Annotated in this window: 11 protein-coding genes; 7 read left to right on the top strand and 4 right to left on the bottom strand. The window is 47.1% G+C overall.

Going from position 1 to position 16,719, the window contains the following annotated elements; translation table 11 throughout:
• Window positions 1–39: 39 nt before the first annotated feature.
• Complete coding sequence (gene ligA, locus RQP50_RS26365) at window positions 40–2,073, top strand: NAD-dependent DNA ligase LigA (RefSeq protein ID WP_394358443.1); 2,034 nt, start codon at window positions 40–42, stop codon at window positions 2,071–2,073.
• A gap of 407 nt (window positions 2,074–2,480) precedes the next feature.
• Here ligA and RQP50_RS26360 read toward each other — a convergent pair whose 3' ends face one another.
• The 4 genes from RQP50_RS26360 to RQP50_RS26345 form a co-directional block, all read right to left on the bottom strand.
• Complete coding sequence (locus tag RQP50_RS26360; protein WP_227774584.1) at window positions 2,481–2,570, bottom strand: putative holin-like toxin; 90 nt, start codon at window positions 2,568–2,570, stop codon at window positions 2,481–2,483.
• A 132-nt stretch (window positions 2,571–2,702) separates the two neighbouring features.
• Window positions 2,703–4,484 (bottom strand): alpha-glycosidase, encoded by a 1,782-nt coding sequence (locus RQP50_RS26355; protein WP_315747201.1) that lies wholly within the window; start codon window positions 4,482–4,484, stop codon window positions 2,703–2,705.
• 145 nt (window positions 4,485–4,629) lie between these two features.
• The gene (locus RQP50_RS26350) at window positions 4,630–6,324 is read right to left on the bottom strand and encodes an alpha-amylase family glycosyl hydrolase (protein WP_315747200.1); all 1,695 of its coding nucleotides are present in this window, start codon (window positions 6,322–6,324) and stop codon (window positions 4,630–4,632) included.
• 210 nt (window positions 6,325–6,534) lie between these two features.
• Window positions 6,535–7,560: a LacI family DNA-binding transcriptional regulator gene (locus tag RQP50_RS26345; RefSeq protein ID WP_072728998.1), complete on the bottom strand. Its 1,026-nt coding sequence runs from the start codon at window positions 7,558–7,560 to the stop codon at window positions 6,535–6,537.
• Window positions 7,561–7,846: 286 nt separating this feature from the next.
• Between RQP50_RS26345 and RQP50_RS26340 the strand changes: the two genes are divergently transcribed.
• The 6 genes from RQP50_RS26340 to RQP50_RS26315 all read left to right on the top strand — a co-directional run bounded on the left by RQP50_RS26340 (window position 7,847) and on the right by RQP50_RS26315 (window position 16,358).
• Window positions 7,847–9,130, top strand: coding sequence for a sugar ABC transporter substrate-binding protein (locus RQP50_RS26340; RefSeq protein ID WP_072728997.1), 1,284 nt, complete (start codon window positions 7,847–7,849; stop codon window positions 9,128–9,130).
• Between the two features lie 200 nt (window positions 9,131–9,330).
• Window positions 9,331–10,653 carry a carbohydrate ABC transporter permease gene (locus RQP50_RS26335; RefSeq protein ID WP_028533447.1) on the top strand — a complete coding sequence of 441 codons (1,323 nt, stop codon included), beginning with the start codon at window positions 9,331–9,333 and terminating at the stop codon, window positions 10,651–10,653.
• Window positions 10,650–11,492, top strand: a complete 843-nt coding sequence (locus tag RQP50_RS26330; RefSeq protein WP_021257055.1) for a sugar ABC transporter permease — start codon at window positions 10,650–10,652, stop codon at window positions 11,490–11,492. The genes RQP50_RS26335 and RQP50_RS26330 overlap by 4 nt, the downstream gene beginning before the upstream one ends.
• Before the next feature lie 187 nt (window positions 11,493–11,679).
• Window positions 11,680–14,130, top strand: a complete 2,451-nt coding sequence (locus tag RQP50_RS26325; RefSeq protein WP_315747199.1) for a glycoside hydrolase family 31 protein — start codon at window positions 11,680–11,682, stop codon at window positions 14,128–14,130.
• 389 nt (window positions 14,131–14,519) lie between these two features.
• Window positions 14,520–15,620: an ABC transporter permease gene (locus RQP50_RS26320; protein ID WP_315747197.1), complete on the top strand. Its 1,101-nt coding sequence runs from the start codon at window positions 14,520–14,522 to the stop codon at window positions 15,618–15,620.
• The gene (locus RQP50_RS26315) at window positions 15,621–16,358 is read left to right on the top strand and encodes an ABC transporter ATP-binding protein (RefSeq protein ID WP_315747196.1); all 738 of its coding nucleotides are present in this window, start codon (window positions 15,621–15,623) and stop codon (window positions 16,356–16,358) included. It begins immediately after the preceding gene.
• Window positions 16,359–16,719 lie beyond the last annotated feature (361 nt).

The raw sequence follows: 16,719 nt of genomic DNA, 5'->3' as shown, positions 1-16,719 counted from the left end.
GGAGCCACCTCTTTGACAAATGCGAATGCGCAAACCCGCATGGAACAACTCGTGGCGGAATTACATCGATACAATCACCATTATTATACGCTGGACAATCCTGTCGTTTCGGACAAAGAATACGATAAGCTATACGATGAACTGGTAGCGTTAGAGAAGGAGACGGGCATCGTATTGCCCGACTCTCCTACCCAGCGGGTTGGGGGCGATCTGCTCAAGGGGTTTGAGCCGCATCGCCATCTATCCCGTCTATGGAGCTTGGACAAAGCGCAGGATGAAGAGGATTTGTTCGCTTGGAATCAGCGTGTGCTGAAGCTGATCCAGGATTATAACACGAAGCATCCGAACGAGGAGCCGCTGCCGGATCCATCTTATGTCGTGGAGCTGAAGTTTGATGGCTTGACGCTTAATTTGACTTACACGGATGGACTGCTGGTTCAGGCCTCCACACGTGGAAATGGTGTCATTGGCGAGGGGATATTGCCACAGGTGAAGACGATCCGTTCCGTGCCTCTGTCTATTCCTTTCAAAGAAGGGACAATCGAAGTTCAAGGTGAAGGCATTATGAACCTGTCCGTGCTTGAGGCTTATAATGAAACGGCAGCAGAGCCGCTCAAAAATGCTCGCAACGCAGCGGCTGGAGCGCTTCGCAACTTGAATCCTCAGGTGACAGCACTGCGGAAGCTGAGTGCCTTTTTCTATAACGTGGGCTATGCCGATGGGGTTGCCTTCGATAACCATCAGGAAATGATGCAATTTTTGAAGGACAATCAATTCAAGGTGAACCCGTATGTTACGTACTTCGATACGATTGAGCAGGTTCGTGAGGAACTTCATCAGATTCAGGAACAACGCCCATCCCTTGATTACTTAATTGATGGAGCTGTCGTCAAGCTGACCGATATGCGTACCCGCGAGGTGCTCGGATACACGGATAAGTTCCCGCGTTGGGCGGTAGCCTTCAAGTTCGAGGCGGAAGAAACGACAACCGTGCTGGAATCGGTAAGCTGGGAAGTCGGACGTACCGGCAAGATTACGCCAGTAGCCCGAGTTGAAGCTGTTGAGCTGGCTGGTGTAACGGTACAGAACTGCACACTGAACAACATTGGTGATATCGAACGGAAAAACTTGAAGCATGCGCTTGGCGCACGCGTTTTTATTCGTCGATCGAACGACGTCATTCCAGAGATTCTTGGACGTGTTCCGGATGAGGAAGGCGGCGAAGAAATCGTTTATCCGACGGAATGCCCGTCTTGCGGTTACACGCTTGAGATGCGGGGTGCCCACTTGTTCTGCAATAACAAGCTGAACTGCAAGCCGCAAATCGTAGCACGTCTGGCGCACTTTGCTTCGCGAGATGCGATGGACATTGAAACATTCAGTGTCATGACTGCCGAGCAGTTGCATGATGAATTGAATGTACATGAGCCGTCCGACCTGTTTGCACTTACACTTGATCAATTGGTTGGCTTGAATCGATTCGGAGAGAAAAAGGCGAGCAACTTATTGGCAGCACTTGAGAAGAGTAAAACACGTGATTTGCCGGCCTTCTTGTTCGCGCTCGGAATTCCGAATACGGGCAAAACAACGACAAAGGCATTAGCTGAGCATTTCGGCACGCTGGATAACATCATGCAGGCTTCTGAAGAGGAGCTTGTGGCGATTCAGGATGTCGGGGCGATTGTAGCAGACAGTATCGTAACGTATTTTGCGGATCCAATTAACCGCGCGAGCATCGACCGCATGTTGGAGCTCGGTGTGAAGCCGCAATCGGCCGAGAAGCCGGCTGAGGTAAATACAGATTCGATATTCTATGGCAAAACAGTCGTATTAACAGGCTCCCTGCAATTGCTGACACGCGATGAAGCGACTGCCAAGCTGGAAGCATGTGGTGCGAAAGTAACGGGCAGCGTATCGAAGAAGACCGATCTGGTTATCGCAGGGGAGAAGGCAGGCAGTAAGCTCGCCAAGGCTGAGCAGCTCGGAATCCCTGTCATTACTGATGAAAATGAGCTGATCCGACTGCTGAACGAAGCGCTTGACACAGGAAGTTCCGCAGAGCAATCGATGTAACGTGTAAGAAATGGCCGGAGTATAAGCAAATGAGTAGATATGTCAGAGAATAAACCCGGGAGTGCAATATCAATATCAATTGCATTAAAAACTGCTGTAGTAACAGCATCAGTATCTGTAATAATGACTACATCTCTGACTCTAATTGTGACTACATGATACTTTATCCATGATATGTTCCTAACAATCGACATGTTTTGCATCCGTACAGTTGCTTTCTAACGGCTGATTAAGCAATCGCATCATTGAACAGTAAGAATATGTATGCTACAATTTGCGTATAATAAAAAGAAGACCGCAGCTGCAACTGCGACCTTCTTCCCACAATAACCGCTAGATGAGCGGTTGGCTTTATCGAAGTGAGCAAATCTACAGGAGTAGACCGCATACCTTTGCGAGAGGGCGGTCTACTTTTTCTTTAAGTAGGTGAGCAAAGCAAGAATGAACATCCCGAAAAGGAACATCAGACTTAACGCTTCAAATATACTCACTGGCATCACCTCCTTCATAAGGAGACTAGCCAACCGCCCGTAAGCCATTATTGTGTTAATATGAATATATCACAATTTATTCCAACCAACTAGACTCCTGGTTTTTACTAGGGAATCCTTCCTTTTACATGAAGAACATTATCTCTCAAGCTTCAAAATACGCCAGCTCATGCCCTCAACCTCGACCTGCAGCCCAGCGTTAGAACCTTGAATTCCATTACAGTTAGTTTCACCGCCGACCAGCGCAACGTCCGTCCAACTTCCTTCACAGCCATCGAATGCTGCTACATTCACTGTGCGTTTCTCCTCAGATGCATTCAACACGAACAACCAACGTCCATCCTCATCAGCACGCTCATACGCAATTACTCGGTCACTCTTCAAGGCATGGACAAAGCGGAAGCTTCCTGTACGAAGCGCAGCATTGGCATGACGAAGCGCAATTGCACCTTTATAGAAGCTCAGCAGATCTTGATCCTGCTTTGCTTCATCCCACTCCATGCATTTGCGGCAGCCTGGATCATGTCCGCCATCCAAGCCTACTTCATCACCGTAATAGATGCACGGCGTACCGAGGAAAGTAAGCTGGAACAAGGCAGCCAACTTCATTTTGCGCTTGTCGCCGCCGCACAACGTAAGCAGTCGAGTCGTATCATGGCTGTCGAGCAGGTTGAACATCACTTCGTTCGCCTGTTGCGGATAGCTTGCCAGCTGATGCTGAATTGCTTGCGAGAACTGCAAGCCGTCTACCTTTTCTTCAGCGAAGAAATCATGCATCGCATATGTGAACGGGTAGTTCATAACCGCATCGAACTGATCACCCTGCAGCCACATCATGCCTTCATGGAACATCTCGCCGAGAATATAGGCGTCTGGATTCACAGCCTTCACTGTTTGGCGGAACTCACGCCAGAACTGGTGATCGACCTCGTTGGCCACGTCCAATCTCCAGCCATCAATGCCCACCTCTTCGATCCAGTAGCGTGCAACTTCTAGCAAATACTTCTTCACTTCCGGATTTTCCGTATTCAGCTTCGGCATCATCGGTGTAAATGCGAACGTATCGAATGTTGGAATCCCGTCCACAACCTCTAATGGGAACTGGCGAACATGGAACCAGTCTTTGTAAGCAGAGTGCTCTCCTTTTTCGAGCACATCCCGATAAGGTTCGAACGCATAACCACTATGATTGAATACTGCATCAAGAAGAACGCGAATACCTCGGCTATGGCAGGATTCAACTAACTCTTTCAACTTCTCGTTTGAGCCGAAATGAGGGTCGACCTGCATATAATTTTTCGTGTCATACTTGTGATTCGTAGTCGCCTCAAAGATCGGCGTAAAGTAAATTGCAGTAATGCCCAGCTTCTCCAAATGATCTAGGTGATCAATAACCCCTTGCAAATCCCCGCCGAAGTAATTATCCGGCTTGGGCTCTCCGCCCCATGGCAGCACACCTTCGGGATCATTGCTCTTATCACCGTTCGCAAAGCGCTCAGGGAAGATCTGATAGAATACCGCATCCTTTACCCATGTTGGGGGAGTGAAGATATCTGCTGGATTCAAGAACGGATACTCGAACCAGCGATGGGCAGGAACAGGATCTTCCTCTTGGAATCCGCGCTCAGTCATCCATACATGCTCAGTACCGGACTCCAGCTTAATGGCATAGGCCAAGCGACGGAAAGGAGGGACAACCTCTGCTTGCCAATAGTCGAACAGCTCATCCTGATACAAACATGTCATCGGAACGATATCCGCTCTACCAATACCGCCTTCGCAATCGAACTTGTCCACAAAATAAACGGCAGCACGCTCAACATCATTCTTTTTCGTACGGATACGCACATGGATTGTCTTACGGTCATACGCATAAGCCCAGTTTTGCTTCGGACGGTGATAAATAGCTTCGAGTAACATCTAAAGTCCTCCCTTAACATGGTCGTATTAATCAGAACATCATTAACAATTAACAATATGAATAAAATAAGCGAATAGCTTTTCATAGCTAACCTAGCCGAAACAGAAAGACATCGCCATCGCTAGACGACTGCACTCCATTTCATCAGAAGCCTGTAAACTCCAAATGTCTATGGCACGCTAACACGATCGTACTGTATGGCGGAAGTGTACAAGCTCCATCCTTCAGAGCAGCGCCGTCCACACTAGAGAACACCAATGTCTCCAGTACAGCAGCCGTGTCCGCTGACAACTGTATCTGTTGCTCTTTGCCGGACAAGTTGTGGAGCACAAGACGCGCATCTTCCTTCGTTGCGCGGTAATAGCCGGCTACTTCAGAGATGTTCGTTTTATACGATTGAATGCCGCCTTGCTGCAGCACCTTATCCGAATTGCGATACGCAATCAGCTTTTTGTAATGATTCCACAGTGAACTCGGATCCTTCATCTGCTGCTCTACAGCAGTCACCGTTTTATTTGAAGAAGCGGGCTCCCATGTAGTCATCCCTGCACTTTTCTCATCTGCCGTCCATTTCATTGGCTCACGTAGGCGTTCGTCAGGCTTCAAGCCTAGCATGCCGATTTCTTCACCATAATAAATAAATGGATTGCCTGGCAGTGTCAGCAGTACGGAAGCAGCCATCTTGGCATGATTCACATTGCCTTGAAGCTCGCTCATGACCCGATTCTGATCATGATTTGTCAGGAATGGAGCGTCAACGAACTTGCCGTCTGACTGCTTACTGTAAAACGTATAGATACGGCTCATCATCGAACCGATATCGGAATCCTTCTCATCCTGCACCATCGAAATGATCCGCTTCGCCATATCGAAGTTGAATGCGGAGTGCAGCCCATCCTTAAGGAAGGGTCCAATAACCGCTGGAGAATCCCATACCTCGCCAACGAGATAGGCTTCAGGATTTACCTCTTGAACAGCTTGGCGGAATTCCTGCCACCATTTTTGATTGTTCTGCACGACATCTGAATTCTGACTCGTATTGTAAAAGTCCTCATATACATGCTTGGCTGCATCCAATCGGAAGCCATCTACACCGAGCTTCAGCCAGAATTGTGCTGCTTTTTTGATTTCGGCTCGTACCTCAGCATTGTCCATATGCAGATCGGGCATGCCTTCCCAGAAGACACCGAGATAATGCTTTCCGTCTCTCTCATGCCAAGCCTGCTGCCCCCAAGCGCCTCTTATTGCTGGATCAAGCTTCAAATCCTCGGCCCACATATACCAATCACGTTTTGGATTGTCTTTGCCTTTCATTGATTCCTTGAACCACGGATGCTCGCTGCTCGTATGATTGACCACGAAATCCATCACAATCTTGATGTCTCGCTTATGGGCCTCTTCAAGCAGACGCTTAAAGTCGTCCATCGTTCCGTAATCCGGATTAATTCCGTAATAGTCCGTTACATCATAACCATGATAGGACGGGGAAGGATTGATTGGCATTAACCAGAGATGCTTAACCCCGAGTTCCTGCAAATAATCAAGCTTCGCCGTAACGCCATTTAAGTCACCGATTCCGTCTCCGTTCGTGTCGTAGAAGGAGCGAACGAAAATTTCATAGTAGACCCCATTGCTTGTCCCCATCGGCGTCAACGCATCAGCCAGTTCCAACTTGCTTGTGACCGTCCCCGAAGCAGCTTCAGCCGATTTATTGTCCTGCACGGTCTTATCCGAAGAAGGAGCAGTCGCCTGCGACTGGCAGCCTGCAAATACGAGAGAAATGGCCGACACGAGAAATGCCGTTCGTAAACAATTCATCCACTTGCTAGAAATGGTCATGAGATCATTCTCCTCATTGCAAGTTTATCGATGTATTTCAAACTATAGATTCGATCCGATTAATTCAATTACGCATATGTCCATAATTTCCGACAACAGCAAACGCTCGAACAACTACAGACAGAACTACGTACAGTGCTATGAACAGCGCTATGAACAGAACAATTCACAGAATTACTCACAGATCTACTAAACAATCGTTCATACAAACTATTCTGATGCAGGCGTTTGCACAGAATCTCTCCAAATAATTTGATGAGGGATAAGAATCCGGGCTTGGTCGAAACCATCGCCCTTAATGCGCTGTACAAGAGCTTGCACCGTAGACTGACCCATTTGATGCGTACCGATATCTACACTAGAGATTTGCGGCAAGCACATTTCAGCCAATAGCGTATTATTGAAGCCCACAACACTGAAGTCTTCAGGAACACGCAGCCCGTTGTTCCATAGCGTACGGATAATGCCGAATGCGACCACGTCGTCGATGGCGATAATCGCAGTAGGGCGCTGCTCCAGCTGAAGGAGCTTTTCTGTAATCTGACTCGCGGATTCAGGTGTGAATGCGCCTTCAAATGTATAATCGCTGTCAAATGGAATGCCGGCCTCTAACAAGGCTTTACTGTAGCCATCCAGACGATCCTTTGATACGGTCAGTTCGAATGGGCCGCTGACGAACGCGATTCGCTTATGCCCAAGCTCGATCAAATGACGTGTAATGGCTTGCGATGCTGCAATATTATCGTTATCGACAGAAGTAACATCGCCATAATGCTCACTGCGTCCAACAAGCACGAATGGGAACTTCTTTTCATGCAGGAAAGTGATGCTCGGATCTTCCTTATGTGCAGTCAATAGGATAATGCCATCTACCTTACGGCCATGGACAAGCCGCTCTACCGCTTTAATTTCTTCCTCTTCGTTCGTTGCTGAGGTCATCAATACATCGTAATGGCATGCCGCAGCTTTACTCACAATCCCTCGAATAATTTCGGAGAAGAATTGGTTTTGGAACAACTCATCCGCAGGGCGGGGGAGGATAACGCCAATATTATTCGTCGTTTTCGTAACAAGACTTTTCGCCATCACATTCGGATGATATCCGAGCTCATCCATGATCTTGCGTACTTTACGGCTTGTCTTCTGACTGATACGAGAGTCATTAGAAATAACCCGCGACACAGTAGACGGAGACACGCCGGCTTTCTCAGCTACATCTATAATGGTTACTGCCATAATCGAAACCTCACTTAATAATGGAAAATATTCCGTTGATGTCCCAAAGTATAATGCAAAAAAAATTTTTATGCAAACGCTTTACATACCTAGGCACAGTGTGTATAATTCGATTTGAAGGTAACCGTTTACAACACTATATCTAGCAAGGAATTATTTTTTTTACTTCATTGTGCAAAGGTTTGCATAAATATAGCGCAATTGCTTTGAAATATAGCATCAACCTTCACCTTTGCGCATTGTCCATGCAGATCCTGTACCAGAATTGAAAGGGGCTATTTCTAACATGAAGAAATGGGTAGCAATGTTGTTGTCAGTCATGATGGTCTTTACAATCACAGCATGTTCCACAGGCGGCAAGGATTCCTCCTCTGCGAACAACCAAACGACGAATGAGGAAACAGCGAATAACGGTGCAGGCGACGAAGAGCTGAAGCCGGAAGAGGGCGCATCCCTTCTCGTATGGGAAAGTAAAGAATCTCGCACGTTTATGGAAGAAATCGCGAAGCAATTCAAAGAGAAGTACAATGTTGACGTGAAATACGAGGAAGTAGCAGCACCTGATCAAGTAAACAAGCTGATGAATGATGGTCCAGCTGGCATCGGTGCAGACGTAGTCGTATTCCCTCATGATAACTTGGGTAAGGCAGTTACAGCCGGACTTCTTTTGCCGAATGATTACTTTGAAGAGCAAACGCGTGCACAAAACTCTGAATTGGCAATCAACGCAACAAGCTACGACGGAATGTTGTATGGCTATCCGCGTTCCGTAGAAACACTCATCATGTTCTATAACAAGGATCTTGTTCCAGAAGCACCTAAGTCAATGGAAGAAGTAATTGAACTTTCGAAGAAAATGAATGACTTGAAAAATAAAAAATATACGTACATGTGGGAAATCGGAAACTTCTACTATGACTACTTGTTCCTCGCTTCCACGGGAGGATATATATTCGGTAAAGAAGGCACTGACAAAACAGACGTTGGCTTGAACAACGAAGGCGCATTGAAGGGTGCTCAGTTCCTGCAAAACTTTGCGAAGCAAGTGCTTCCACTTACGACGTCTGACGTAACAGGCGATGTTAAGAAAGGTTTGTTCGCGAACGGCCAATTGGCAATGAACGTCGACGGGCCTTGGGCAATCCAAGACTTGAAGAAAACAGGCATTAACCTGGGCGCAGCTCCAATTCCTAGCATTGACGGCCAACCGTCCAAGACATTCTCTGGCGTTAAAGCTTGGTATGTTAACTCTTACACGAAATATCCAAATGCAGCGAAATTGTTCGCAGAGTTCGCTTCCACGAAGGAAGCTCAATTGAAGAGCTATGAATTGAACGGTCTTGTTCCTTCTAATAAAGAAGCAGCAGCAGATCCAAAAGTAACAAGCGATCCATTCACAGTAGCTGTACTTGAGCAATTCAAGAACTCCTATCCAATGCCGGTTATCCCTGAGATGGGTAACGTGTGGAGCCCAATGGCCGCAGGCTTGGCAGACATTTTGAATAAAGGCAAAGATCCTAAGGCAGCGCTTGATAACGCCGTTAAACAAATAAAAGATGCGATCAAGTAAGGAGTAACACAAGTGGCCCGGGGAGTGAACAACGCTTGCCCGGGCTGTTTGTTAGACAGACCTCCTAGATACATGCCTACCATGCATACTTATTGGATAGCTATTGGAGAGTAGGAAAGGAGAAAGGCGATATGAGCACTACACAATCGGTGTCGACAACCGCAAACCATACGAATCGTCCTTCGCAAGAGCCGTCGCCAATGAAAGCTTCGCCTGGCACAGGCAAGAAGGCAGCTGTGTTGTCTGCTCTGTTCTGGGGATTGGGGCAACTCTTTAATCGTCAGTACCTCAAAGGTATCTTGCTGATGCTGCTTGAAGCAGTCGGACTGTTTTACCTGATTAACTATTTGCCGCGAGCGATATGGGGAATATACACGCTCGGAACACAAACATCCCAAATGGTTAAGGTCGGGAGAGTGTACAAACCCGTTCATGGTGACCATTCTATTCATTTGCTCATTACCGGATTAATCACACTTCTTGTCTTGTTTATCTTCATCTGGATATACGTACTCGTCGTCAAAGACGCGAAAGCAGTTGGGAAGCTGCGGGAAGAAGGCAAGAAACCGAATAACTTCCTTGAAAGTTTGGCATATGTCAAAGAAACGAAGTTTGCTTACTTGTTCCTGGCACTGCCAGCAACAGCGGTATTGTTCTTTACGATCATGCCGATCATCTTTATGATTTTGCTTGCCTTTACGAACTATTCTGCACCGGATCATGTTCCACCGAAAAATCTGGTCAGCTGGGTTGGATTCCAGAACTTTGTTGATCTTCTACAGCTTGGTACATGGAGCGGCACGTTCTATGGCGTACTGACATGGACCATCATTTGGGCAATACTTGCTACCGTTACCTGCTACTTCGGCGGTATTCTGGTCGCACTCTTGATTCAACAACCGGGTGTGAAAATGAAGACCATGTGGCGCACAATCTTCATCATCCCGTATGCAATTCCACAAATGTTGTCGTTCTTGATTATGAAGAACATGTTTAACGGAGAATTTGGGCCTATCAACCAATACTTGAGCTACTTCGGCTTAGGTAAGCTTCCATGGCTCTCTGATCCTTTCTGGGCGAAAGTAACGGTACTGATTGTCAACATGTGGGTAGGTATTCCGGTTACGATGGTACTTGTTATCGGGATCTTGACAACCATTCCTAAAGATATGTATGAAGCGGCTGAGGTAGATGGAGCAACTGCATGGCATAAGTTCAAGGCCATTACGATGCCGATGATTCTGTATTCAACAGCACCAATTTTGATTGGTCAGTTCGCAGGTAATATCAACAACTTTAACGTTATTTTCTTGCTGACGAACGGCAATCCGCCGAATGGTGAGTACCAGTACGCGGGAAGCACCGACTTGCTTGTTACGTGGTTGTATAAGCTGACACTCGATAATAACAAGTACAACATCGCAGCAGCGATCGGTATTATCATCTTTATTATTGTTGCATCTCTGTCGATCTGGAGTTACCGCCGGACGAAATCATTCAAAGAGGAGGACATGATCCAATGAGTACAGGAGCTAAGAAAAAGTCGCTTATTCGTCTGTCCTTCAGTTATTTGCTGCTTATTGCAATTGCAGTATGCGTCCTGTATCCGACAATTTGGATCGTCATGTCATCCATTCGTCCGGGGACCTCGCTGTTCAGTGATTCGCTCATTCCAAGCAATCCGACTTTTGAACATTACGTAAGCTTGTTTACTTCTAAGGAATATCAATATGGACTGTGGTACTTGAATACATTGAAGATTGCAACCTTCAATATGATCTTCGGTGTCATTCTCGTCGTCATGACGGCATACGCATTATCTCGGTTCCGGTTCTATGGCCGTAAAAACCTCATGTCCGGGATGCTTGTACTGGGGATGTTCCCAGGTTTCATGAGTATGATTGCGATTTACATTTTGCTGATGCAATTGAACTTGCTTGATACGCATTTCGCGTTGATTCTCGTATATTCAGCAGGTGCGCCGCTAGGGGCATTCGTAGTCAAAGGATTCTTCGATACGATCCCGAAGAGCTTAGAGGAATCCGCTCGCATTGATGGTGCAACGCACTGGATCGTATTCCGCAAGATCATGCTGCCATTGTCGAAGCCGATGATTACGTACGTGGGACTAATGACATTTGCCGGCGCATGGGGTGACTTTATCTTCGCCCGTCTCGTCCTTCGCTCCAAAGAGAACTATACATTGGCGATTGGACTGTGGGATATGGTCAACAATGCATCGACGAACTTCACGATGTTTGCGGCTGGTGCGGTATTGATCGCAGTTCCGATTGCACTTCTGTACTTGTTCCTGCAGCGCTTCCTTGTGGAAGGCTTGACAGCAGGTGCAAGCAAGGGCTGATGAGCCTGTGGTATGTGCAGGAAGAAATGAGTTTTAAACTTAGGTAGAAAGTCCGCTTTTCATCACGGAGAAGGTTGCATGAACGCCGTAAGTGAATGCAAGATTCGATGCCCGGTTGCATCCTGAATGATCTCGTGATCAGAAGCGGACGATACAAATTCTAGGGTAGAACAGCGGAGGGATTATCATGCAAGATACTAGTGCAGCTATACATCCGGACAATGCAAGTGAACAGACACATACACAGACAGGTGTACAGCTAGGAGCGATCTCTCGTGTTGCTGAGCAAGATGGTTCGTTATGGCTAGTCGGTAAATACTTCAATCTCGCAATCACTTCAGTTGGTGCCGGAGTAATCCGCATCAAGACATATAGAGGACATCAGCCGGACTGGAAGACGTCCCCGGCAATCGTGAACAAGGACAGTCGTATTCCACAAGCGATGAAGTGGTCTACTACGGAGGAGTTTGTATCTATTACAATCGGCCACACGCTTCTTGAAGTGAATCGTCAATCTGGTGCGTTCCGCATTAGCAACGAGAGCCAGCCAAATGTAGAATTGGTCAGCCTACAGCGCAACCGTGAATCCGTGGGCGACTATACGGCATTTGTTGCCCTGGACAAGGATGACCATATTTACGGACTCGGTGAGAAAACAGGCTTCCTCGACAAGCGCGGCGAGCGCTACACGATGTGGAACTCTGATGTATATGCACCGCATGTACCGGAAATGGAAGCATTGTATCAATCCATCCCATTCCTGACGGTATTGAACCAAGGCAATAGCTATGGCTTGTTCTTGGATAACCCGGGCAAAACCGTATTCGATATGCGTACGTTTGCCGATATGGCGATGATGCAAACATGGACAGGCGAATTCGATTTGTATTGGATCGAAGGGCCTTCGATGAAGGATGTTATTATCCGTTACGGCGACTTGACTGGTCGTATGCCGCTGCCGCCGAAATGGGCACTTGGATATCACCAATCCCGTTACAGCTACATGGATAAGCAGGAAGTCTTGAACTTGGCTCATACGTTCCGTGAGAAAGAAATTCCATGTGACGTTATCCATCTCGACATTCACTATATGAACGGATATCGTGTCTTCACATTCGATGAGAATCGCTTCCCGAATCCGAAGGACATGATGGAACAGCTCAAGGAGCTTGGCTTCCACATCGTGCCGATCGTCGATCCGGGCGTAAAGAAGGATCCGTTGTACGCAGTATATATGGAAGGTGTCGACAACGACTACTATTGTAAGACTGCGGAAGGCGAAATCTACACAGGGCCAGTATGGCCTGGAGAGAGTGCATTCCCAGACTTCACGGAATCACGCGTGCGTGACTGGTGGAAGGAGAACCAGCGCTTCTATACCGATCTCGGTATCGATGGCATCTGGAACGACATGAACGAGCCAGCAATCTTCAATGAGACGAAGACGATGGACGTGAACGTGATGCATGGCAATGAAGGCGACCGCAAGACGCATGGTGAAATTCACAATCTGTACGGCATGTTCATGTCTCAAGCAAGCTACGAAGGTTTGAAGGCGTTGTTGGAAGGCAAGCGTCCATTCGTATTGACGCGTGCTGGCTACAGTGGCGTGCAGCGCTATGCAGCCGTATGGACAGGCGACAACCGCAGCTTCTGGGAGCATATGTCTATGGCAATGCCAATGGTATTGAACCTGGGCGTATCCGGTGTGCCGTTTGCAGGACCTGATATCGGTGGATTTGCACACCATACTAGCGGCGAATTACTTGCTCGCTGGACGCAAATGGGCGTATTCTTCCCATATGTCCGCAACCATAGTGCGATCGATATGCTTCGTCAGGAGCCATGGTCGTTCGGTGAAGAAATCGAGAAGATCTGCCAGCAGTACATTTCGATGCGTTATGAATGGATGCCTTACCTGTATCACTGGTTCTATGAAGCTTCAACAACAGGTCTTCCATTCATGCGTCCGCTTGTACTGGAATACCCGACAGATCCTGAAGTATACAACCTGTGTGATCAGTTCTTGGTGGGTGATTCGGTTATTATTGCACCGATTTACCGCCCGAATACGCAATATCGTTCCGTATACTTGCCAGAAGGCGAGTGGGTGGACTACTGGAGTGGGAAGCGCTTTGCAGGCAAGCAGCACATTCATGTGCACGCGCCGCTTGAGAAGCTTCCGATCTTCGTTCGCTCAGGCGCAATTCTGTTGCAAGGGCCGGTACGTCAGCATGCAGGCGAGAAGGCTGCAGAAGAGTATGTGGCAGCAGTCGCTTATTTGCAAGGCGCAGGTCATACTTCTCAATTGGAATGGTATGAAGATGACGGCTTGACATTCGAATACGAGAACGGCAAATGGAACAAAATGCTGATCCAAGTGACAGAGTCCGAACAGTCCATTCAGTTGTCTGCGGAATATACAACACGTGGCTATGAGTCCGAGCGCGATAGCATCAGCTTCCGCCTGATCGGTCTTGCAGCTGCTCCGAAGAGCGTTGGCGAACTCGGCGAATCCGTATCTGCTGAGCAGTTGGCTAAGCAAGCTTCCGGTTGGAGCTATGACGCAGCAAGTCAGGAACTTCGTGTGAAGCTTCCAGAGAGTGCAGTTCGAATCGAATTGAATGTAACAATGTAATTGCTATAATTGCTGCAAGAATAGGAGCGGGTATTTATCTCATCATGGGGTAAATACCTGCTCTTTTTTTGTAGGCAAACGATCGCCTCCTCACTTGGACAATGAATTTCTGCCCCGTATCCACGGTGAATTTGTTCCTTCATAAGTACTAGTATTATTGCTTACCCTATTCAATAATGATCAGGTAACGAACACGCTAATAACTTTAATTCCTTCTATAATAAGTCGAACTGTAATCGGATGTTCATATTCGGTTCATGAAGTCTATCTACAATAAGAACATGTTCACAGAGAAGCTCGGTTAGACCGTGAATCGGAATACCGAAGCAGAAGAGGGTAGGCCGCTGCCTTTGAATTTGAATTCTGTAGTAGATAGGAGTGAATGAGAGATGTTCTTGGCGATTCGAGAAATGAAGCATGCCAAATCGAGATTTATACTGATCGGACTCATTATGGTGCTTGTTGCCTGTTTGACGTTTATCGTATCAGGGCTTGCGAATGGTCTATCGGCTGCAACAACGTCAGCTATTAAGGAAATGAATGCAGACTATCTTGTCTTCCAAGCAGATAGCGATAATAAATTGAATCGTTCCTCGCTGAAGGAGGAGAAGCTTGATGAGATCAGAGCACAAGAGGGAGTAACGGCTGCAGCTCCACTTATTCAGACGATGCTAACAGTGGCGTCAGAGCAGGCGGACAAAAAAGTTGATGTAACACTGTTCGCCATAGAACATAACAGCATCCTTATGCCGAAGGTTACGGAAGGGAAATCATTATCCGGAAGCGGGAACCATGAAGTTGTAGTGGATGTGTCGCTTAAGGCGAAGGGTGTCAAGTTGGGAGACACGCTTCAGATTAAAGATACGGACGCAGTATTGAAAGTAGTAGGTTTTGCAGAGCATCAGTCGATTAGCCATATGCCGGTCGTCTTTATGGACATGGAGGGATTGAAGTCACTTATGACTTCCCTTGACCAGCGAATACCGCATCTAAATGCAGTAGCGGTTACGGGAGATGAAGCAATTAAACAGACTCTTACTGATAAAGTAGAAGGGATTCAGCTCGCAACGAAGCAGGAAGCGCTAAAGGGGATTCCAGGATATAAGGAAGAACAGAGCTCGCTGTCCATGATGCTGTCCTTCTTAGTAGTGATAGCGGCGTTTGTTCAAGCCGTGTTCTTCTATGTTATTACGTTGCAAAAAACGAATCAGTTCGGCGTTCTTAAGGCGATTGGGGCGAGCACCTCTTACCTGGCCACCAATCTAATAGGTCAAGTGGCACTGCTTGCGATTGTATCGGTTGCGCTCAGTATTGGGTTAACCTTCGGGATGACCTCTATGTTCCCGGATACGATGCCGTTTGAATTGGGAGTAGGTGTACTTGCGCCATACTCGGCACTGCTTATCGGGGTCTCCATCGTAGGCGCGTTATTGTCACTTCGTCGAATTGCGAAGGTAGATGCCATAGAAGCGATTGGGAGGGTGGAGTAGATGACAGATATACTCGTAATAGATCAAGTGAGCAAAAGCTATGGGGAAGGGGACGCGGTAGTAACGGCTCTTAACCAAGTATCGCTTCGTGTGGGAAAAGGTGAGTTTGTGGCGGTTGTAGGCCCATCGGGCTCGGGGAAAAGTACGTTCCTTTCCATTGCAGGTGCACTGCTTACTCCAACGAGCGGCCGCGTTATAATTGGAGGCACAGATGTTACTGCTGTATCTCCGGGAAAGCTTAATCGTGTTCGATTAGAGCATATCGGGTTTGTGTTTCAATCCTCTAATCTAGTGCCTTATCTAACGGTAATTGACCAACTTCGCCTAGTAGCGAAGCTGGCGAAATGCAGTGACCAGATTGCAAATGATAGAGCGGTGCAGCTGCTGAAGGAAGTGGAGATGGTGCATCGCATGCATCACTACCCGGATAAATTGTCTGGCGGAGAGCGGCAGCGTGTTGCGATTGCACGAGCGATGATGAATGACGCTAATCTTATACTTGCAGATGAACCAACAGCGAGCCTTGATTCCAAGCGGGGCAGAGCAGTAGTGGAGATGCTCGCTGCCGAAGTGAAATCTAGGCAAAAGGCTGCTGTAATGGTCACCCACGATGAACGTGTACTCGACTTATGTGATCGGATCGTCACGATTAAGGACGGTGCTCTGATTTCCGGAGGCGGAGAGCATTCTCATATTACAGTGAACGAAACAGATAGAATGACAGCGGCTAACAAGTAATGAGGATGAAGAGCGGCATATTATATACCGCTCTTCATCACTTTATATCAAATGTAATTTTTTTCTTGTTGCAAGTATGGGACGATATATGATAAATTATTTCTTGTCACTTCGACACGAAACTTGTTGAAAGAAACAAAAAACAACTTCAAAAAAGTTGTTGACAAGAAAATGTCGATTGGATATAATAATTAAGCGCTGATGACACAAGACATTAGCTGCTTAAATAGAAATACAAGTTCTTTGAAAACTGAACAACGAGCAACGTTTGTGAATGAGGTAGCAATACCTCGTCAAAAGATATGAGCAGTTCAAACTTAACTTTAACGGAGAGTTTGATCCTGGCTCAGGACGAACGCTG

This window comes from Paenibacillus suaedae (genome assembly GCF_032337355.1).
Lineage (GTDB): Bacteria > Bacillota > Bacilli > Paenibacillales > Paenibacillaceae > Paenibacillus_B > Paenibacillus_B suaedae.
The sequence above is the reverse complement of the archived record's forward strand: the minus strand, read 5'-3'. Positions and strand labels throughout refer to the sequence as shown.

Coding starts and splice junctions, on each gene's coding strand:
- RQP50_RS26355 (WP_315747201.1), bottom strand. CDS start 4,484: ATGTTACTCGAAGCTATTTATCACCGTCCGAAGCAAAACTGGGCTTAT.
- RQP50_RS26325 (WP_315747199.1), top strand. CDS start 11,680: ATGCAAGATACTAGTGCAGCTATACATCCGGACAATGCAAGTGAACAG.
- RQP50_RS26315 (WP_315747196.1), top strand. CDS start 15,621: ATGACAGATATACTCGTAATAGATCAAGTGAGCAAAAGCTATGGGGAA.
- ligA (WP_394358443.1), top strand. CDS start 40: ATGGAACAACTCGTGGCGGAATTACATCGATACAATCACCATTATTAT.
- RQP50_RS26360 (WP_227774584.1), bottom strand. CDS start 2,570: ATGCCAGTGAGTATATTTGAAGCGTTAAGTCTGATGTTCCTTTTCGGG.
- RQP50_RS26320 (WP_315747197.1), top strand. CDS start 14,520: ATGTTCTTGGCGATTCGAGAAATGAAGCATGCCAAATCGAGATTTATA.
- RQP50_RS26350 (WP_315747200.1), bottom strand. CDS start 6,324: ATGACCATTTCTAGCAAGTGGATGAATTGTTTACGAACGGCATTTCTC.
- RQP50_RS26345 (WP_072728998.1), bottom strand. CDS start 7,560: ATGGCAGTAACCATTATAGATGTAGCTGAGAAAGCCGGCGTGTCTCCG.
- RQP50_RS26340 (WP_072728997.1), top strand. CDS start 7,847: ATGAAGAAATGGGTAGCAATGTTGTTGTCAGTCATGATGGTCTTTACA.
- RQP50_RS26330 (WP_021257055.1), top strand. CDS start 10,650: ATGAGTACAGGAGCTAAGAAAAAGTCGCTTATTCGTCTGTCCTTCAGT.
- RQP50_RS26335 (WP_028533447.1), top strand. CDS start 9,331: ATGAAAGCTTCGCCTGGCACAGGCAAGAAGGCAGCTGTGTTGTCTGCT.